Origin of the sequence: Pseudomonas capeferrum (assembly GCF_000731675.1) — a bacterium.
Classification (GTDB): domain Bacteria; phylum Pseudomonadota; class Gammaproteobacteria; order Pseudomonadales; family Pseudomonadaceae; genus Aquipseudomonas; species Aquipseudomonas capeferrum.
Genome location: NZ_JMIT01000005.1, coordinates 50,862 through 71,594, shown reverse-complemented (window position 1 = coordinate 71,594; position 20,733 = coordinate 50,862). Strand labels below are relative to the sequence as shown.

The 20,733-nt window shown below is 61.6% G+C and carries 13 protein-coding genes and 1 tRNA gene; 4 read left to right on the top strand and 10 right to left on the bottom strand.

Going from position 1 to position 20,733, the window contains the following annotated elements:
- Positions 1-7: 7 nt before the first annotated feature.
- From pqqB to PC358_RS24445, 6 genes are all read right to left on the bottom strand, one after another.
- Entirely contained in the window at positions 8-919 is a 912-nt protein-coding gene (gene pqqB, locus PC358_RS24465; RefSeq protein WP_033703075.1) for a pyrroloquinoline quinone biosynthesis protein PqqB, read from the bottom strand.
- Positions 920-997: 78 nt separating this feature from the next.
- Positions 998-1,069, bottom strand: a complete 72-nt coding sequence (pqqA, locus tag PC358_RS27435) for a pyrroloquinoline quinone precursor peptide PqqA (protein ID WP_003243383.1) — start codon at positions 1,067-1,069, stop codon at positions 998-1,000.
- 170 nt (positions 1,070-1,239) lie between these two features.
- Positions 1,240-3,516: a pyrroloquinoline quinone biosynthesis protein PqqF gene (pqqF, locus tag PC358_RS24460; protein WP_033703073.1), complete on the bottom strand. Its 2,277-nt coding sequence runs from the start codon at positions 3,514-3,516 to the stop codon at positions 1,240-1,242.
- A 12-nt stretch (positions 3,517-3,528) separates the two neighbouring features.
- Entirely contained in the window at positions 3,529-4,323 is a 795-nt protein-coding gene (locus PC358_RS24455; protein WP_033703072.1) for a carbon-nitrogen hydrolase family protein, read from the bottom strand.
- Between the two features lie 14 nt (positions 4,324-4,337).
- On the bottom strand, positions 4,338-6,020 hold the full coding sequence (locus PC358_RS24450) for a flavin monoamine oxidase family protein (RefSeq protein ID WP_033703071.1): 1,683 nt from the start codon (positions 6,018-6,020) through the stop codon (positions 4,338-4,340).
- A gap of 237 nt (positions 6,021-6,257) precedes the next feature.
- The gene (locus PC358_RS24445) at positions 6,258-6,719 is read right to left on the bottom strand and encodes an Lrp/AsnC family transcriptional regulator (protein ID WP_033703070.1); all 462 of its coding nucleotides are present in this window, start codon (positions 6,717-6,719) and stop codon (positions 6,258-6,260) included.
- A gap of 114 nt (positions 6,720-6,833) precedes the next feature.
- Between PC358_RS24445 and PC358_RS24440 the strand changes: the two genes are divergently transcribed.
- From PC358_RS24440 to PC358_RS24425, 4 genes are all read left to right on the top strand, one after another.
- On the top strand, positions 6,834-7,388 hold the full coding sequence (locus tag PC358_RS24440; protein WP_033703069.1) for a serine acetyltransferase: 555 nt from the start codon (positions 6,834-6,836) through the stop codon (positions 7,386-7,388).
- Between the two features lie 128 nt (positions 7,389-7,516).
- Positions 7,517-8,188, top strand: coding sequence for a hypothetical protein (locus tag PC358_RS24435; protein WP_033703068.1), 672 nt, complete (start codon positions 7,517-7,519; stop codon positions 8,186-8,188).
- 347 nt (positions 8,189-8,535) lie between these two features.
- Entirely contained in the window at positions 8,536-10,971 is a 2,436-nt protein-coding gene (locus PC358_RS24430; protein ID WP_156056805.1) for a membrane-bound PQQ-dependent dehydrogenase, glucose/quinate/shikimate family, read from the top strand.
- Positions 10,972-11,088: 117 nt separating this feature from the next.
- Positions 11,089-12,381 carry a carbohydrate porin gene (locus PC358_RS24425; RefSeq protein WP_033703067.1) on the top strand — a complete coding sequence of 431 codons (1,293 nt, stop codon included), beginning with the start codon at positions 11,089-11,091 and terminating at the stop codon, positions 12,379-12,381.
- 286 nt (positions 12,382-12,667) lie between these two features.
- Here PC358_RS24425 and PC358_RS24420 read toward each other — a convergent pair.
- From PC358_RS24420 to dnaG, 4 genes are all read right to left on the bottom strand, one after another.
- A tRNA-Ile gene (locus PC358_RS24420) sits at positions 12,668-12,744 on the bottom strand.
- 15 nt (positions 12,745-12,759) lie between these two features.
- On the bottom strand, positions 12,760-16,503 hold the full coding sequence (locus PC358_RS24415) for a bifunctional diguanylate cyclase/phosphodiesterase (RefSeq protein ID WP_033703066.1): 3,744 nt from the start codon (positions 16,501-16,503) through the stop codon (positions 12,760-12,762).
- A 131-nt stretch (positions 16,504-16,634) separates the two neighbouring features.
- Positions 16,635-18,482, bottom strand: coding sequence for an RNA polymerase sigma factor RpoD (gene rpoD, locus PC358_RS24410; protein WP_033703065.1), 1,848 nt, complete (start codon positions 18,480-18,482; stop codon positions 16,635-16,637).
- A gap of 67 nt (positions 18,483-18,549) precedes the next feature.
- Positions 18,550-20,532 (bottom strand): DNA primase, encoded by a 1,983-nt coding sequence (gene dnaG, locus PC358_RS24405; RefSeq protein ID WP_033703064.1) that lies wholly within the window; start codon positions 20,530-20,532, stop codon positions 18,550-18,552.
- Between the last annotated feature and the right edge of the window lie 201 nt (positions 20,533-20,733).

Below are 20,733 nucleotides of genomic sequence, written 5' to 3'. Positions count from 1 at the left end.
GGCCTCCTTACAACGCGATGCTCATGCCATCGAAGGCGACTTCAACGCCCCGACGCTGGACCTCGGCCCGTTCAGGCGAGTCTTCATCGAGAATCGGGTTGGTGTTGTTGATGTGGATAAGTACCTTGCGCTGGCGCGGGAAGCCATCGAGCACTTCGAGCATGCCGCCTGGCCCGTTCTGCGCCAGGTGGCCCATCTCGCGGCCGGTGCGGGTGCCGACGCCACGGCGCTGCATTTCATCGTCTTCCCACAAGGTGCCGTCGACCAGCAGGCAGTCGGCGCCGTGCATCATCGCCAGCAGCTTGTCGTCGACCTGGCCAAGGCCTGGGGCGTAGAACAGCTTGCCGCCGGTGCGGGTGTCTTCGACCAGCAGGCCCAGGTTGTCGCCCGGGTGAGGGTCGAAGCGGTGCGGTGAATAGGGCGGCGCGGCGCTGCGCAGGGGGAAGGGGGTGAACCGGAGGTTGGGGCAGGCGTCGATGACGAAGCTGCCTTCCAGCTCGATGCGGTTCCACTGCAGGCCGCCGTTCCAGTGGCTGAGCATGTTGAACAGTGGGAAGCCGGTGGTCAGGTCCTGGTGGACCATGTCGGTGCACCAGACCTGATGCGGGCAGCCTTCGCGCAGGCTGAGCAGGCCGGTGGTGTGGTCGATCTGGCTGTCGAGCAAGACGATGGCATTGATGCCGGTATCGCGCAGGGCGCGGGCCGGTTGCATCGGCGCAAAGGCCTGAAGCTGGGCGCGGATATCGGGCGAGGCGTTGCACAGGACCCAGTGCTCGCCGTCGTCGGACAGCGCGATGGACGACTGGGTGCGCGCCGTGGCACGCAGGCTGCCGTCGCGATAGCCCTTGCAGTTGACGCAGTTGCAGTTCCACTGGGGGAAGCCGCCGCCGGCGGCGGAACCGAGAATCTGGATGTACATGGCCACTCTCTACCGGAAAACCGTATCCGAAAAACACAAACGCCCCGGCGGGCCGAGGCGTCGAACCGTAAGCAGAGCTTAGCGGTTGGCGAAGTACATGGTGACTTCGAAGCCGATACGCAGATCAGTGTATGCAGGTTTGGTCCACATGGGATGACTCCTTCCGAACGGGTTGGGTTGGTCAGCTACTTGTTGGGTACCGCCGGGCGCCGGAGGTTCCCTTGACTGAGATTGCGCTATCTTACAAGAAAAATTTGTACTGAAAGGTTAATTATTGGAAAAGCGCCCTTGCAGTTCACGTAACAATACGCCTTTGCTCTTCACCAAGCTGGGCCTGGTGCGGCCGCATTGGCCAGGCAGAGCCAAGGGGCGCGGTGGGCAAGAAGGCTGCCTAGGAGCACGTCCAGATCGGCCTGTTGCGTCATCAGGATAGACCGGTGCAGGTCATTCAGCCTGTCGGATTGTATCGCCATGTGTGCCTGCCATGCCCACTCGGCCACCTCGGCATTGGCCATGGCCGATTCGACGAACTGCTCGGCCAAGGCTTGCCGGGCGGTGCAGTCCAGTGTCACGCCCTGGCTTAGCAACGCATGCAGGTGAGCGAGTATTTCGGCATGGCTGGCATGGGGCGACTGCACGCCGAACAGCAGGCCATTGCAGCCTTCTATCTGACGGAAGGCGCTGAAAACGGCGTAGCCCAATTGCAGCTCCACCCGTAGGCGTTGGTACACCGGCCCTTGCAACAACTGGGCGAGCAGGCGGCCGCTGGCTTGCTGGTTGGCCGCCACCGGGCAGAACAGCAGCAGGGCGTTTTCGCTGCCTGCGAGCGCAGTGTCAACCCAGCGACGGCCCTGCCAAATGGGCAGTGGCGTCGCTGTGGCGCCCTGGCCTGGGCAGGCGCCCAGCACGGCGCCAAGGGCGGCCAATTCTTCAAAGCCCAGCGCCAGGCCGTGCCAGCGGGCAGTTGCCCATACCTGGTCAAGCAGTGGCTGGTCGAGTGTGCAAGGCGGCAACGGCTCGGCATTGCTGCCAAGAATGGCGTCAGGCAGTTGCTTGAGCAGGGCTCTGATCGGGATCTGCGCGGGTTCTGGGTTCGGCTGCCCTTGCCAGCTATCGTGTGAGGGCGCGTTCAGCAAGGCGAGGGCTTCATCGACGGCGCGGAGCACCGCTGACGGTTGGCCGGCGCAACGTAGCTGCCAATACTCGCCAGCTTCGCTGAACTGCAGTTGCAACGCCGCCTGTTCGGCGCGCTCCTGCAAGGGACGCAAGGCCTGGCCCAGGATGGGAAACAGCGCACGTCGAAGAGGTGAAGGCAGGTGCCAGCGCAGGTACAGCGCCGCGTACTCGCGTGTCGGTGGCAGCGCGTCGCTGATGGCCAATGCCGCGGGTAACGGTGCCTTTGCGGCGAGCGGCTCGGCCGTCAGCAGAGGGTCGGCGGCGGGTATCTGCCATTGACCATGGCTGGCGTAAGGGAGGCTGGCAAGCAGTGCCTCCAGTGCGCGTAAAGCTTGCTTGTCGAGTGCTGCGAAAGGCTGGTCTGCGCTGTCCCGTCGTGCCAGTTCAAGCGGGCTGGCGGCCCGCTCGCGGCTGCGTTGCAGTTGGCCGAACTGGGCATTGAGGTGCTGCAGGTCGCTCTGGCGAATAAAGCCGAACCAGCCGTGCAGCAATGCGATAGCTTCGTCGACAGAGGCGTCGGTACCGAGCTGCAAGTCGATGTGCCAGAGCATCTGCCCGGCGAAAGCATACAGCGGTTCGGCTTTGACTCCCCGCAGCCAGCCGCGCTGGCGAAGCGCGTTCAGCCATCCGCCCGGGCGGCTGTCGCCTAGCAGGTCGATCAGTAAGCCAAGCGCGCGTTCGCCACCTTCGGGCAGGCCTTCATGGGCGAAGATGAACGGCTGATCGGCCGCCAGCAGCGGCGGCGGCATTGCTTGCTCGACACGCCCACCGGCCGGGAACAGGCTGCCAAATTGCCGGCCCAGGCGCTCCAGTGCATCCAAGGGTTGTGGGCCGCACAGGCTCAGGGTGACCTGCCCGCCCTGGTAGAAGCGTTGGTGAAACATCCCGAGAGCCCGTTGGAACGCCGGGTCCTGCAGGGCAAGGGTAAACCGGTTGCCGGCATGAAAGCCGCTTAATGGATGCTGCGGCGAAACCGACTGCAGCAAGGCGAACTGCTGTTGTGCCTGCGGGTTACGTGACCAGGCGATGAACTCGGCGTGAATCACCTCACGCTCTTGGCGCTGGCGCTCGATGCCAAGGTCGGGCTCGACCAACATCTGGCACAGGCGCTCCAGCCCTCCGGCCAGCGCCGCCGGTGGGACTTCGAAGAAGAAGTCGGTGGTGCGCTCACGGGTGCTGGCGTTGACCTGGCCGCCGAGGGACTGGACGTAGCGCATCAGCCCATGCTGCTGCGCGAATGTACGGGTCCCGAGGAAGAACAGGTGTTCAAGGAAGTGGGCCAGCCCAGGCCATTGCGCCGGGGCATCGTGGCTACCCGCGTGCACCCGCAACGCGGCCGCCGCGCGCTTGAGGCGCGGGGCATGGCGCAGGGTCAGCTGCAGGCCGTTGGCGAGGGTGAGGTGGCGCGTAGCGTCAGGCATGAGGGGCTCCGGTCAGCCTTTACTCAGATGCAGCTCCTGGCGCAAATCGGTCAGGTAGGGAAATGCCTTGCGCCCCTCTATCACGCGCTCATGCGCAAGCTCCGCCAGCAACTGGCATTCATCCCGCCCGGCCATGGCCAGCAGGCTGCCATCCGGGCCGATGATGCTGCTCTGCCCGCAATACTGGATTTCATCCTCGGCCCCGCAGTAGTTCGCATACACCAGGTAGCACTGGTTCTCCTGTGCGCGTGCCCGTACCGTCACCTGGCAGATGAAATCGTAGGGCGTCATGTTCGCCGTCGGCACCAGGATCAGTTCCGCGCCCGCCAGCGCCAGGCGCCGGGCGTTCTCCGGGAACTCGATGTCATAGCAGATCAGCATGCCGACTTTCCAGCCATCCAGTTCCACAACCGGGAAGTGATCGGGGCCTGCGCTGAACATCGACCGGTCAAGCTCCCCGAACAGATGCGTCTTGCGGTAGTTGCACAGGCTGCGACCCTGGGCATCGATCAGTTGCACGCTGTTATAGATCGCGCCGTCATCGCCCCGCTCCGGGTAGCCATAGACGATCGCGATGCGATGGGCCTGGGCGATTTCCACCACATTCATGGCCGCTAGGCCATCACTGGCCTCGGCCAGGCGTTCGACCTGGGCCAGGCCGATGTTGTAGCCGGTCAGGAACATCTCCGGGCACACCAGCAGTTGAGCGCCGCGCTCAGCCGCCAGTTGGGCCTGGTGCTGCAGCCGTTGCAGGTTGCCTGGCACGTCCAGTGGGTTGGGTGCGCCTTGGAACAGAGCGATGCGCATGGCGCCTCCTTGTTTCAGTCGGCCAGCGCGATAGGGCCGATTTCATCGAACACATCGCCTGGGCCTGGGTTGTCCGGGTGGGTCTGGCCACCGAAGTGGTTCATGATACCCCACACGGCATTGAGCGAAGTCTGCACCGCGCCTTCTACCCAGGCCGGCGTCCACGACACGTCGTCACCGGCGATGAACATGCCGCGTTGTTCGGCGGGCATGTCCTGCTGCATGAAGTGCGCGTACATGCGCTGGTTGTAGCGGTAATGGCCCGGCAGCGCGCCCTTGAAGGCGCCGAGGAAGTGCGGGTCGGCCTCCCAGGAAATGGTGATCGGGTCGCCGATGATGTGCCCGGCGATATCGGTCTTCGGGTAGATTTTCTTCAAGGCGTCGAGGGCCAGTTGCACGCGCTTTTCGACCGGGTGCGGGAGCATTTTCAGCGCATCGCTCATCCACGCGTAGGACAGGCAGATCACACCGGGTTTGTCGTTGCCGTTATCGAACAGATAGGTACCCCGGGTGAGGCGGTCGGTGAGGGTCATGCTCATCAGGTCGCGGCCGGTTTGCGGGTCTTTGTCCTTCCAGAACGGGCGGTCGACCATGACGAAGGTTTTCGACGATTGCATGTAGCGGGTGCGGTCCAGGGCCATCCACATCTTCTGCGAGAACAGCGATTCTTCGCAGTCGATCTGGGTGGTCAGCAGCCAGGTCTGGCAGGTGGCGAGCACGGCGGCGTAATGACGGGTATCACCCCAGTTGTCGGTGACCGCAAGCCGGCCATCGGCGGCACGGGCGATGCGTTTGACCCCGGTGCGTGGCGCACCCCCGTGTAACGAGCTGAGGCTGGTGCCTTCAGGCCAGTGGGCGCAGCGCTCTGGCGCATGCCGCCAGATACCTTGCGGCACCTGCTCCACGCCGCCCACCACCAGGTGCTGGTGATCGTCGCAGTTGGTCATCACCACGCGAAAGATTTCCAGCATCGAATTGGGGAAGTCCGAGTCCCAGCCACCGGTGCCGAAGCCGACCTGGCCGAACACCTCCCGGTGCTGGAAGCTCAGCTTGGCGAATGAGCGCGAAGTGGCGACGAAGTCGTAGAAGGTGCGGTCGTCCCACAGGGGCACCAGCGTGTTCCACAGTTCTTTGAGGCGCGGTACATCACGGTCGCGGATCGCCTGCTGGATGTCGGCAAACTGAGCGCCGCTCTCCAGCGCGTCGGCCCAGGCGTTGGCCACTTCATGGAACAGCTCAGGCAGGTCGGCGACTTTCTCGGCGTAGTAGGTCTGGCCTTCCAGGTCGATCACCGTGCTGCCGGAGGCCGGCGTCAGCGGGTTGGGGAAGGGTTTGGTCTCCAGGCCCAGCTTGTCCACATAGTGGTAGAAGGCCGTTGAAGAAACCGGAAAGCGCATGCCGCCGAGCTCGGCGATGATTCCGTCGGTGCCGTTGAAGGCTTGCGAGCGCAACCGGCCACCGAGCTTCGAGGCCTCATAGACCACCGGTTTGAGGCCCAGCTTCATCAGCTCGTAGGCCGCCACCAGGCCGGCGATACCGGCACCCACGATCGCCACTTCTTCGCCATGCCGCTGGGCAGGGATGCTGCCCAGGCCAGCCGGGTTTTCCAGCCAGTCATCGAAGGCGAAGGGGAAGTCCGGGCCGAAGATGGTGATGGGTTTTTTGCCGTCGGCGGGGTGGCGGTTCTTGTTGTTCATGAAGTGACCTTGCCAGAGGGGCTGCGCGGAGGGCGGAGCCTGAGTATAGGAGATGCCTGGGGGTCATTTTAGGGAGCGGGGTGTTCGTAATTAAGGTGCAGAGTGTTGGAGGAATGTAGTGGTTTTAGTCGAAATGTATCCAATTAAAGTCATTGTGACGAATCAGGCCAGCGTGGCGGGAGAATCCACAGTTCAGGAGGCATACTCGCCAGTCAGTAAGCCTGATCGCCAGCCACTTCAGAGCGGCTGCCCGCGGTCGACCTTGCTGCTCAAGATGATCGACGTAGTGGTTTTTTCCACCCCGTCGACACTGCCGATCTGGTCGAGCATCTGGTCCAGTTGTTCTGGCGAATCGGTCCGCAGCCAGGCCACATAATCGAATTCGCCACTCACCGCGCACAATTGCTGCACCTGCCCCATGGCACTCAAGCGCCGCACCACTTCCTTGCCGGAGCGGGGCTGCACTTTGATCCCGACATACGCCTGCAAACCACCCCCGATCACGTGCTGGCCAAGGCGCACGCCGTAGCCTGAGATCACCTTGTTCTTCTCCAGCCGCTCCAGGCGCGAGTTGACCGTGGTGCGCGCGATACCGAGCAGGCGGGCGAGGGTGGCAACGCTTTCGCGGGCATTGATCTGCAGCAGGGCGATCAGCTGGCGATCGATTTCATCCAGCGTGATGGGGCGGGCATCCGACATGGCAAGTCTCTACAGTGGGCCCGCTAGCCTAGCCAGCCAGTGGCCGCCAGGGCAAGGCTGCGTCGCTGGCTTTGTTTCGGCATCATGGCAGGCCGTACGCAGTGGAGCCACGCCATGAACCTCGCAAACCTGCTCGAATGCTGGCGACTGGAAGTCTCCAACAAGAAAAAGCCCGGGCGCCGTATCAGCCTGTTGTTCAACGTGCTGCGCCGCGCCCGCAAGGATAACAAGCTGCGCTTTCTCTTCGCCTTCCGCCTGGCCCAGTATCTGGATGCACGAGGCGGCCTGGGCCGGCGGCACGCCAAGCGCATGCAGCAGCGGCTTAATCTGAAGTATGCCGTAGACATCGACATCGGCGCACAGATCGCGCCCGGGCTGCGCATCGCCCACCTGCCTGGCGTGGTGATTACCCGTCACGTGAGCATCGGGCGCAATTTCTTCATTCGGCAGAATTGCTCGATCGGCATCAAGACCCTTGGGCTGCAGGCGTATGCGCTGCGCATTGGCGATAACGTCAGCCTGGGCGCCAACAGCTGCATTGTTGCCGACCGGATCAGCATTGGCGATAACGTGGTGATTGGGGCCATGTCGCTGGTGATGCGCGATATTCCGGCTGACACCACGTTCTACAACCCCCGCCAAGTAGAAATGCGCGTAACCACCCTGTAATCCTTGGTCGTTGATCTTCAGCAAACTTGCCGGCCGGTTGATCTGCGTGGACGGAATGGTGGCCGATTGATATCTTCCGCCGCCCCGCTCACTGCGATTTAACCTCACGTCATGCAAGGATTCGCGCTATGAACAAGATGACAGTCAGCCCCTGGTTGATGGTCTCCCCGGATGGGCCGCTGACCTATGCTCGTGGCGGTCAGTTGGTGCATTTGCGCCAAGGTGGACTGGACGGTGCGTGTGGCCCATACAGTGTGGTGATGGCCCTGATTACCCTGGGCGTCATGGGTTATGGCGAAGCCAGGAACATGTATCTCTGGCATGGCAACAGCCGCGAAGGGCGTTTTCGTTCCGAAATACGTAGTTTGGGCGCACTGGTTTCAGAAGGCACCGACCACAAGGACATGCTGAGGCTGGTCGAGTGCTTCAGTGGTGTGGGGGTGGGCGCTGAGTACGTTACCGGCAGTAAAAAAGACATTGTTCAACAGGTCCAGGATTCAATCGACTGCATGTCTGCCCCGATTATCGGGGTGCGCTGGCCTGGTGGCAGTGGCCACTGGATGATGGTGGTCGGTTATCAGGGTTATGAAAACGAGGGTGATTTCCAGATCACTCACCTGTTATGCCTGGACCCCGGCAGCGAAACACCTCGCACAAGTTTGTGGAACGCGGTTATTGAAGTGTTCAACGAGGATGGCAGTTCTGTGGCAAGCGGCCCGCTCCCCTCCATTCATTGGGGGTATGACGGGAAGCAGGAAAGCTGCCGTATCGAAGATGCAATCTTGATCTGCAAAGCCTGACCAAGTTGAAATGACAAAGCCGCGCGATGGCGCGGCTTTGTCATTGTTACAGGTTCGTATAAAAGCTGTTGCAGACGCGTTGGTTTATCCTGGGGATAGTCGGACTTATCCTTTAAGCAACGTCAAACCTCGGTATTCAGGTTGCTGACGTTGAATAATTGTTCGTTTTACAAAGTTTCGTGCCAACAGGGCCGTTCTAGCGGCCTGCCTGAATAACTGACCTTTCATCTAACGCTGATGATCTTGGCGATTCTTGCTATTGGCAGGCTGCGCAGCCTGACTTCTCTGGCGGCGTGCTTGCGCCCTGATGGAACAACCATGCATATACCCACAGAGCTTACACAACCATGACGGATGACACGTGTTCCAACGCGGGGAGGCGCTCGTTAAGCAGTGCCGCTCGACTGCTATTTGCGCTACTTGTAATGTGTGTGGCGCTGGGTTTGATTTACGGCGGTTGCAAACTATTAGCACTGGGCGGGTCAAGTTACTACCTGCTGGCGGGGCTTGCCTACGCCGTGTTGGCCGTAGCCGTGTGCTTGCGCAAGCGTATCAGTATTGTACTTTCGATTCTGATATTCCTGGCCACCTGCGCCTGGGCATTTTACGAAGTGGGGCAACTTAGTTACTGGCCACTGCTGCCGCGTCTGGTGGTCCCGGCCATCATCCTGACCCTGAGCCTGTGGGTGGGCGCTGCACTGCCCACTACCTCTTCGAGCACACGCCGAACCGCCAATCGCTCCGGGTTTGCCCTGTTGCTGGCATTGATCGCCACGTTCATCGCCGCCTTCTTCCCACATGGCGGCATCTCGAACCCCATCGCAGCAGGTAGCCTGACAACCCCAGACGCTGCCTCCACAGCCCCGGAAAACTGGGAGTTCTTTGGGCGCAGCGCCTCGGGCACGCGCTTCGCGCCCTACACGCAAATCACCCCGGAAAACGTCAAGGACCTGCAAGTTGCCTGGACCTACCGGACCGGCCGCAGAACCAGCGGCCCAGGTGCGGGTGTCGACGAGAACACGCCATTGCAGATCGGCAACGTCCTGTACTCGTGCACGCCGGAAAACCTGATCACCGCGCTTGATGGCGATACCGGCAAACCCCTCTGGAAGTTCGACCCTCACGCCAAAAGCGAAGAGCATGTGACCTGCCGTGGCGTGGGCTATTACGACATCGACCGGGACGACAGCCTCAGCGCCGAGGTAAAAGCCTCTCACGCCAGCGACCAGCAATGCCGCCAGCGCATCCTGGTATCGTCGGTCGATGCCCGGCTGTTTGCCCTGGATGCACACACCGGCACCCTTTGCCCCAACTTCGGCGAGGACGGTTACGTTGACCTCAAGAAGGGCATGGGGCCAACGGAAAACAGCAAGCGCTACCACCCGACGTCTCTGCCTGTGGTCATGGGCCACCTCACAGTGGTGGGGGGCTGGGTACGTGACATCGTGGCCGGCGAGCCTTCTGGTGCCGTGCGTGCATTCGATGTGCTGAGCGGTTCGTTGGTATGGGCCTGGGATGTCGGTGCGCCTGAGGGTACCGACACTGCGGCGGCTGACCATCAGTTCGCGCTTGAAACACCTAACGTATGGACCATTCCCACCTACGATAAAGAACTGAATCTGGTCTACCTGCCTACCGGCAATGGCCCACCTGACTATTGGGGTGGCGACCGTAACCAGGTGAAAGAAAAGTTCGGCACAGCCATTGTCGCGGTCGATGCATCGACAGGTAAGGCCAAGTGGGTTTTCCAGACTGTCCATCATGATGTCTGGGACTACGACCTGCCTTCGCAACCCGTGCTGTACGAGATGAAAAACGCCCAAGGCACCAAGACCCCGGTGCTGATCCAGACCACCAAGACCGGCCATATCTTCGTGCTGGATCGCCGCACTGGCCAGCCGGTCACTGAAGTTCAGGAGCGCCCTGTTCCCACTTCACCGGCCGCAGAAGGCGAACACCTGTCACCGACCCAGCCGTACTCGGCGGGTATGCCCGTCATTGGCGCGGACCCGCTGACCGAGCAATCGATGTGGGGTGTGTCCACTTTCGACCAGCTCTACTGCCGGATGATGTTCAAGGACTCGGTGTATGTCGGCCCGTTCACACCGCCCTCTGAAAAGCCGTACATCGAATGGCCAGGGCTGTTGGGTGGCATGAACTGGGGTGGCATTTCTATTGATGAAAACACCGGCATGATGTTCGTCAACGACATGCGTATGCCACTGCGCATGTCGTTGGTAACCCAGGAAAACACCCGCAAGTACAAAGTGTCGACCGATGAGGTGCCTGGCTTCATGGGCACTATTCGGCCGCAGGTCGCGGGCATCTATGGCGGTGTGAAGATCGACATCCTCCAGTCGCCACTGGGCGTACCGTGCAATACGCCACCGTTTGGCAGCATGAGCGCGATTGACCTCAACACCCAGAAACTGGTGTGGCAGGTGCCACTGGGCACGGTTCAGGATACCGGCCCACTGGGCATCAAGACGCACCTGCAGATCCCTTTGGGTATGCCGACACTCGGCGGCCCTACTTCGACGGCATCCGGCCTGGTGTTCTTCGCGGGCACCCAGGACTACTACCTGCGTGCGCTCGACTCGGCAACCGGCAAAGAAGTGTGGAAGGCCCGCTTGCCAGTAGGTGCCGTAGCAGCGCCGCTGATCTACAAGTCCCCCACGACCGGCAAGCAGTATGTGGTGATTTCCGCTGGCGGCATGAGCCACTCGCCAGATGTGGGCGATTACATCATCGCTTACGCATTGCCTGACGGCAGCAAGCCGTAACGGCTCTGGTGCACTACGAAAAATCCCCGCTCGCGGGGATTTTTTTTCCCGCCAGTCAGCCCATCACGCAAAAGCCAGAACTGTTCAACGACTTCTCAAGCAAGGAACCCGCGCAAAATGTCATTACCCCTCCGCGCCGTGCTGGCCGGCAGCCTGTGCAGCGGTTTATCGCTTTGCCTTCTGCCACTGCCCTGCGCATTGGCCGATACTGCCCACCTGATGACCCAACCTACACTCACCGGTAACTGGGGCGGGCAGCGTCAGAGGCTGGAAGACCAGGGTATCAAGCTGACGGGCGACTACACCTCGGAAACCATTTCCAACCTGCATGGCGGTATCAAACGCGGTACTCGCTATGCACAACAGATACGTTTGGGCGCTCAGTTTGATTTGAGCAAACTGCTCGACACCCCAGATGCCGGGCGCGTGCAAGTACTGCTCAACGATCGTCGCGGCCACAGCGCCACCGAAGACCTGATTGGCAACCGCATGTCCGCGCAAGAGGTCTACGGGGGCGAATATACGCGGCTGACCGAGTTGAGTTACCAGCGCACGCTGTTCTCGCCAGACCTGTCCACCAAGCTCGGTTACATGGTCATGGGCACCGATTTCGGCGGCATGCCGATCCTCGCCAACTTTGTCAGTGCAGGCTTTTGTGCGCATCCGCTGACCATGTCCAGCGGCAGTGGCTGGGGCAACTACCCGACCGCACATTGGGGGGGCGAGTTGCGCTATGACGTCAACCCGTCGCTGACGCTGCAAACGGCACTGTTCCAGGTCAACCCGGGGTACAACGCGCGCGTCTCCAAAGCGTTCGCTATGCCCAGCAACGGCACGACGGGCGCTATCTTGCCGCTGGAGGCGATCATCAATAACCGTGCATTCCTCAATGGCCAATACAAAGTTGGCTGGTACTACGACACGTCCGATTACGCCAAGATTGGCGGCACCGGCAAAAGCAGCAGCCGTACAGGCGCTTACCTGCTGGTGGATCAGGCGATCTGGCGCGACGAGCAAGACCCGGCCAGTGTGCTGAGGTTGTTCGGGCAAGCAGCCACCAGCAACGCCGCGACCTCGCCAATGCGCCGCTGGTACTCGCTGGGCCTGGTTAAACAAAAGCCGTTTGCCAGCCGCCCGCAAGACTCCATTTCCTTTGGCTATGGCCGCGCCGTTATCAACCCGCGCACGCGGGGTGTGCAGGAAGCTGCTGCGGCCTACCCAGATGACACTGCCGTCATTACCGGGCTCGATAGCGGGGAGCAAGTACTGGAACTCAATTACGGTGCACAAGTAACACCGTGGCTACTGCTGCGCCCGGACGTGCAGTACTACATCGAGCCTGGGGCTTTCTTTGGCAAGCAAAGAGGCAATGCGCTAGCGGCTGGGTTGCAGGTCAAGATGACGTTTTAACCGTCTACCTTCGGACCCAACCTAGGTTCTGTACGAAAAGTATGGTCATCCATCGTTGTGGGAGCGGCGGTGCGGCGATCCGACTTGCCCCGCGATCTGCCGCAACGCGGCAGCAAAGCCTGAATTCGCGGCGTCTTTGACACTATTTAATATCGGGTACAGGAGCGCTTCGCACTCCATCGCGGGACAAGCCCGCTCCCACAAAACTTTTCGTACAGAACCTAGGACTGATACGGGTGGGATAAACCCGAAAAGCAGAAAGCCGCGCAATGCGCGGCTTTGAATATGGTGGGCCCACACGGACTCGAACCGTGGACCAAAGGATTATGAGTCCTCTGCTCTAACCAACTGAGCTATAGGCCCTCAGAGGTGGCCGGATTATAACGAGGGTTTTGAAAGGGTGCCATCCGAAAGATCGGTTAGTGCTATACGAAGAAACGCCGCAGCGAATTCCTCCGCCGGCAGGGGCAGGCTGACGATGTAGCCTTGGATCTGTTCGCAGCCTTCGGCGGCGAGGAAGCGCTGCTGGGCCTGGTTTTCCACGCCTTCGGCAATGATGGTGAACTGCATGCTGCGGCCCAGGGCAATGATTGCGCGGGCGATGGCGGCGTCGTGGGGGTCCTCGGGCAGGCCGCGGATGAACGACTTGTCGATCTTGAGGATGTCCAGCGGCAGGCGTTTGAGGTAGCTGAGCGACGAATAGCCGGTGCCGAAATCGTCGATGGCCAATTGCACGCCCAGCTTTTTCAACTGGTGCAGCACGGCCAGGGCTTCCTCGGCCTGGCTCATGATGAAGTTCTCGGTGATCTCCAGCTGCAGGTCACCCGCCTTCAGTTGATAGGTCTTGAGCAACTGTTCGATGCGCCGCGCCAGGTGCGGGTGACGCAGTTGGGCGCCGGCGAGGTTGATCGACAGGGGGCCGAAGTCTTCGTAGTGCATCTTCCAGAGGTGCATCTGCCGGCAGGCCTGCTCCAGCACCCAGTCGCCCAACTGAAGAATGGTGCCGTTCTCTTCTGCCAGGTGAATGAAATGCTCTGGCGGCACCTCACCAAAGGTCGGGTGGCTCCAGCGGATCAGCGCTTCGGCACCGACCAGGCTCTGGGTCTTGAGGCTGAGCTTGGGCTGGAAGCACAGGCTCATCTCGTTGCGCTCGACGGCGCGGCGCAACTCATGTTCGAGGGCGATGCGTTCGCTGGCCTGGGCGGTGAGGTCGCGGGTGTAGGCTTCTACACGGTTGCGGCCTTTGGCCTTGGAGCGGTACATGGCAGCGTCGGCATTGCGAATCAGCGTCGAGACGTCGCTGCCGTCCTGGGGGTACAGGCTGATGCCGATGCTGGCGCTGGTGAAGAACTCGTGCTCGCCGGCCTGGAACGGCGCGCTGAAGCAGGCCAGCAACTTGCCGGCGATGCTGTTGGCGTCGCTGGGCCTGTGCAGGCCGGGCAGAAGGATGATGAACTCGTCACCGCCCAGGCGGGCCACGGTGTCGACGTCACGCACCTGCTCTTTCAGGCGCTGGGCGATACCCTTGAGCAACAGGTCGCCGACCGGGTGGCCAAGGCTGTCGTTGATGTGCTTGAAGCGGTCGAGGTCGAGGAACAGGACCGCGCCCTGGCGGTTGGAGACCTGGGCGCAGGTAAGCACCGCCTGCAGGCGATTCTCGAACAACGCGCGGTTGGGCAGGCCGGTCAGTGGGTCGTGGTGGGCCTGGTAGTCGAGCTTGGCCTGGGCGTGCTTGAGGCTGGAGATGTCGGCGAACACGGCGACGAAGTGGGTGATTTCACGCTCGCTGTTGCGCACCGCGCTGATGGTCAGCCAGCCAGGGTAGAACTCGCCATTCTTGCGCTTGTTGTAGATCTCGCCCTGCCAATGGCCCTCGGCGGTCAGTTGGTGCCACATGGCGGCATAGAAGGCGCTGTCGTGCTGGCCAGAGGCAAGCAGGCGCGGGGTCTGGCCGAGCGCTTCGATCTCGCTGTAGCCCGTGATTTCGCTGAAGGCGCGGTTGACCGCGCTGATGCGCTGGTCGATATCGGTGATCAGCACGCCCTCGGCGGTGTTTTCGAAAACGGTGGCGGCCAGTTGCAGTTTTTCCTGCATCAAGTGGCGCTCGGTGATATCGCGGGCGATGGTCAGCATGCAGTCGACACCGCCGATCGGCAGGGGCCGGGCAGACAGCTCGCACAGGCGGATCTGCCCATCGCTGCGGCGGATGTGGCAGCTGAAATCACGCACGAAGCCATCACGCTTGAGTTGGTCGACCAGGCGCTTGCGTTCGTTCAGGTCAACCCAGATGCCGAGGTCGAGGGAGGTCTGGTCGATGCTCGGGTTCAAGTCATAGCCGGTGAGGCGGCAGAAGCCTTCGTTGACCTCAATCAGCAGCCCATCACTCTGGCGCGACAGCAGCAGGCCATCGGGTGATGCGTGGAACGCCTTGGCGAACTTCTCTTCCGAGGTTTGCAGTTGCTCCTGGGTTTCCTTGAGCTGGCTGATGTCGCGCACGGCCACCACCAGCGCCGGGGTGCCATCGAGTTCGAAGGTTTCTGCCGAGGTCAGGCCCGTGAACAGCTGGCCGTTGCTGCGCCGGAAGCTCATCTCGAGGTTGCGGATGCCGCCTTGGTGCAGGCGTTCGAGCAAACGTGGGCCGCTGCCTTCTAAGGCCCACAGGTCCAGCTCGGTGGCGGTGCGGCCGATGACTTGGCCCGGGGTCAGGCCGATCTGCTCCTCGAAGGCCTCGTTGACCTCCAGCAGGCAGCCGTCGCTGTGGCGGGCGATCAGCAGGATGTCCGGGCATTGCTGGAACACCGAAGCGAATTTCTGCTCCGACAGGCGCAGGGCATCCTCGGTGCGTTTGGTCTCGCTGATGTCGATCATCAGCCCGCGCATCACCGGCCGATGGCCATGCTCGATCATGCTGACGATGTTGCGCACCCAGAGCGCTTGGCCATCGGCGCGGATCACCCGGTAGTCGAGGCTGTGATCACGCCTGGCGGCGGTCTCGCTGTCGCAGTAGGCCTGGGCCCAGAGCGCGTCCTCGGGGTGCAGGATGCTGCGCCAGAAGCCCGGTTTGAGCCAATCATGCAGCGGGTAGCCGAGCAGGTCCTCGGCGTGGGGCGAGACATAGCTGTAGGTAAAGTCGTTGGCGTCCGCCTCCCAGGCGATTGCCGACAGGCTTTCGACCAGGCCGCGGTAGTGATACTCGCTGCTGCGCAGTTCTTGTTCCAGGGCGATGCGACGGGAAATTTCCGAGCTGAGCCGACGGTTGATACGAATGACTACTGCGAGAATCGCCACCAGTAGCAGCACTGCAGGCAAGCCATAGATGAGCATGTCGGACCAGAACATGCGCTGGTCCACCACGTTGCCGACCCAGCGCTGCTGAATATGGCTGACTTCGGCGCTGGTCATGTCGGTCATGACCTTATCGAGAATGCCCACCAGGACTTTGTTATCCCGCGGTGCGGCCATGGCCAGCTGGTAGCGGTAGGGCGTTTCGCCGCTGACGTAGAGGCCGTCGAGCTTGAGCTGGCGCAAGCTCCAGATGCTCGAGGCGAGGTCGCCGACCACGGCATCGACCTCGTCTGTGGCCAGGGCTTGCAGCGTCGAACTGACATTGGGCATGGCCACCAGGTTGAGGTCCGGGTGGTGGGTGCGCAGTAGTTCGTGTGGGGCGTAATCCTCGACCACGGCGATTTTCAGGCCGTACAGGTCTTTCAATGAACGGGGTTGTGCACCGCCTTTGTGGGCAAGGATGACAATGGGGAAGTCGAGGTAGGGGCGGGTGAAGGCCAGATAACCCTGACGCTCTGGGGTCGACATGATGCCGGGGAGCAGGTCGAGCTTGCCATCGCGCGCTTGCGCCAATACCTCGGTCCAGCTCTTTGGCTCGACCGGTTTTAGCGTCACACCCAGGCGTTCCTGGATCATGGCGATGTAGTCGGCGGCCAATCCCTGGTACCGGCCCTCCTGGTCGCGAAACTCGAACGGTGGCCAAGAGGCGTCTACGCCCAGGCTCAACTGCGGGTGGGCAGCCAGCCAGGCTTTTTCCTCGTCTGTCAGGGTCAGGGCGCCGGCCGTTGTGGTCCACAGAATCAGGAGCAGCAACAGGATGGCCGGCATCAGGGGCATAGCGGCCTCGCGATCAGAGTGTCTGACGACGAGTGTAGACCGGCATTCAGGGGGATGTGGGGCGGAAGTCGGGCATTGTGTTGCAGCCGGGGCCGTAAAAGAAAAACCCCGGCCTGGGCCGGGGTTTGTCATCACTCGTCGAGGAAGGAGCGCAGATGCTCGCTGCGAGTTGGGTGGCGCAATTTGCGCAACGCCTTCGCCTCGATCTGACGGATCCGTTCACGGGTCACGTCGAACTGCTTGCCCACCTCTTCGAGGGTGTGGTCGGTGTTCATGTCGATGCCGAAGCGCATACGCAGCACTTTGGCTTCGCGGGCGGTCAGGCCCGAGAGCACGTCGCGGGTGGCTTCCTTGAGGCTTTCGACCGTGGCTACATCGATCGGGGACTGCATGGTCGAGTCCTCGATGAAGTCGCCCAGGTGCGAGTCTTCGTCGTCACCGATCGGGGTTTCCATGGAGATCGGCTCTTTGGCGATCTTCAGTACCTTGCGGATCTTGTCCTCAGGCATTTCCATGCGCTCGCCCAGCTCTTCCGGGGTCGGTTCACGACCCATTTCCTGCAACATCTGCCGGGAAATGCGGTTGAGCTTGTTGATCGTCTCGATCATGTGCACCGGAATACGGATGGTGCGCGCCTGGTCGGCGATCGAGCGGGTGATCGCCTGGCGAATCCACCAGGTGGCATATGTCGAGAACTTGTAGCCGCGACGGTATTCGAACTTGTCCACCGCTTTCATCAAGCCGATGTTGCCTTCCTGGATCAGATCGAGGAACTGCAGGCCACGGTTGGTGTACTTCTTGGCGATGGAGATCACCAGACGCAGGTTCGCCTCGACCATTTCTTTCTTGGCGCGGCGGGCCTTGGCTTCACCGATCGACATGCGACGGTTGATTTCCTTGATCTCGGCGACGGTCAGGCCAGTCTCGGTCTCAAGGTCGATCAGCTTCTGTTGGCAAGCGACGATGGCAGCGTCTTTTTCACCCAGGGCGGCAGCCCACTTGGTGCTACGCTTGGCCAGGTCACCGCTCCAGGTCTGGTCGGTTTCGTTGCTTGGGAACATGCGCAGGAAGTCGGCACGCGGCATGCGGGCGTCACGGACGCACAGTTGCATGATGGCGCGTTCTTGCTGACGCAGGCGGCTCAGTGCATCACGCACGCGCTCGACCAGTACCTCGAACTGCTTGGGTACCAGCTTGATCGGCATGAACAGGTCAGCCAGGGCCTGAAGGGCCGCGATGCTTTCCTTGGCGCTGCGACCGCTCTTCTTCAGCACCTTGTTGGTGACTTGAAGCTGATCGGCAACGGCACCGAAACGCTGAGCTGCTACGACGGGGTCCGGGCCACTTTCGGCCTCTTCCTCGTCATCGCTCTCTTCGCTTTCTTCTTCGTCGTCTGTTTCTTCCTTGGTAGCCGCGGCCTTGGCGCCTGGAACAGGCACTTCTTCGGTCGGGGCAGCGATGTTGTCATCAGGGTCGATGTAACCGCTGAGCACATCGGACAGACGGCCACCTTCGGTGGTGACACGATCGTATTCGCTGAGAATGTAGTCGACAGTACCCGGGAAGTGAGCGATGGCGCCCATGACTTCACGGATGCCTTCCTCGATACGCTTGGCGATTTCGATCTCGCCTTCGCGGGTCAGCAGCTCGACAGTACCCATTTCACGCATGTACATGCGCACCGGGTCGGTCGTGCGGCCGATATCGGTTTCAACTGCCGCCAACGCAGCAGCGGCTTCTTCGGCCGCGGCTTCGTCGGTGTCGGCTTCCGCCAACAGAAGGGCATCCGCATCCGGAGCACTCTCGAATACGTTGATCCCCATGTCGTTGATCATGCGGATGATGTCTTCCACCTGTTCAGGATCTGAAATATCCTCAGGCAGGTGGTCGTTGACCTCCGCGTAAGTCAGGTAGCCCTGCTCACGACCGCGGGTGATCAACTCTTTGATACGAGACTGCTGTTGCGCTTTTCCGGACATAACACCCTATCCACTGAAGGTCTTGGCGGGCAAAAAACAAGCCGAGGATTATACCCGAGCATGGGCCTCACGCGCCAGATGAGGTCGGCGTTTGTGCGGGAACATTCCTGCTAAGCAGGGCGAGAAGCTGAGATTTTTCCTCACTGCTCAACTCGCTTTGACGTGCTTTCCTGAGCAGATGTTCCAGGCTGCGCTCGCGTTGGCGGGCGGACAAGCTAGTTATAGTGTCGAAAAACTGTTGTTCAAGGTTGTCGGCCACGATCAGCCATTCCTTCTCGGCCAATGCCCGCAGCAAACGGCCCTGTTCGGTGCCGTGCCAGCGTGCAATCAGCTGCATTGAGCTTAGCCCAGGATTCTTCTGCGCGGCTTCGATCAATGCCACCAGCAACTGGCTGTAGAGGTGCTCTTCGTCGGCGAAGTGGCTGGCATCTTCCACCTTTCCGGCCAGCAGCGGGTGGTGCAGCAGGGTGCGCAGGGCGGCCAGAGTAGGCGGCTCCACGGGGGCTGGCGTGCGCGGTGGCGCCTCATCGCGTTGCTGCCAGGGCTTGCCGCCTTTGCGGTTTTTGTCCCAGGGCTTGTCGCTCCACGGTTTCTTGCCGCCACCCTTGTTCGGCTTCCATTGCTGCTCTTGCTGCGCCGGGGCGTAGTCGTGCTGCGGCATGTCGCCGAAGTCCGGGGTGTAGCTGGCCATGGCGTCGTAGTCATAGCCCGGGTCGTAGTCCGGTACGCTGCTGTTGGCAGCCGGCTGTTGGGCCAGTTGCTCTACTTGCTGCGGGTCGAGGCCGGTAATTTCTTTCAGGCGGTTACGCATCAGCTGGCGCAGGTTGGCGCCCGGGATTTTTTCGACCAGCGGTGCAGCCAGGGTGGCCAGATGCGCTTTGCCTTCCAGCGAGCGCGGGTCGGCCTCAATGCTCAATTGCTCGAAAAAGTAATCCGCCAGTGGCTGGGCGTGCTGGTTGATGCGTGCCATGAAAGCATCGGTGCCTTCGGCGCGCACCAGGCTGTCCGGGTCTTCGCCTTCGGGCAGGAACAAAAAGCGTGCGCGGCGGCCGTCCTGCAGGGCCGACAAGGTCGACTCCAGTGCGCGCCAGGCGGCTTTGCGCCCGGCTTGGTCGCCGTCAAAACAGAACAGTACGCTGGGCACCACACGGAACAGGCGCTTGAGGTGTTCTTCGCTGGTGGCGGTGCCGAGGGTGGCGACGGCATTGCGCAGGCCTTGCTGGGCCAGTGCGATAACGTCCATGTAGCCCTCGACGACAATGATTTCATCGAGGTTGCGGTTGTGCTTGCGTGCCTCGTAAAGCCCGTAGAGCTCTTGGCCCTTGTGGAAAACCGGGGTTTCCGGGGAGTTGAGGTACTTGGGCTTGTCGTCGCCCAGCACGCGGCCACCAAAGGCGATCACCCGGCCACGGCTGTCGCGGATCGGGAACATCACACGGTCGCGGAAGCGGTCATAGCGCTTGCCGCTCTCGGCGTTCTCGATCAGCAGGCCGGCGTCGATCATCACCTTTTGCTGCAGGCTGTCGGCGCCCAGGTGCTTGAGCAGGTTGTCCCAGCCTGGCGGGGCAAAGCCCAGGCCGAAGTCGCGGGCAATCTCACCGGACAGGCCGCGCCCCTTGAGGTAATCCACCGCCGCCTTGCGGGTCGGGTGGCTGCGCAGGGCCTGGCGATAGAATTCGGTGGCAGCATCCAGTAGCGGGTACAGCGGCGAATCTGTCGGCTGGCGTGGCTTCTGCGCGCGCCGGCCTTCCTCGCGTGGCACTTCCATGCCGGCGGCACGGGCCAGTTCCTCGACTGCCAGGGGGAAGTCCAGGTTGTCGTGGTCCATGACGAAGCCAAGGGCGTTGCCGCCGGCGCCGCAGCCGAAGCAGTAGTAGAACTGCTTGTCGGGGCTGACCGTGAAGGAAGGGGTTTTTTCCTTGTGGAACGGGCAGCAGGCGGAGTAGTTCTTGCCGGTTTTTTTCAGCTGGACGCGCGAACTCACCACGTCGACAATGTCGAGGCGGTTGATAAGGTCGTCAATGAAGCTCTGGGGAATCAGCCCGGCCATGGCAGTCTCGTCATCTGGCAACTGGCAAGTCTAATCGCTCACGCGCCGGTTGGGGCGAATGCTGCAAGGGGAAGTGCGAGGGAGGTATGTGCTCGTCGCCAGCCAATGAAGGCTCGTCAGACAGGACGTGCACGCCTGGTCAAGGACCAGCTCTGACGTTTCAGGCAGGTTGCCCTGCTGCAGTTCGCATGACGCGAGTGC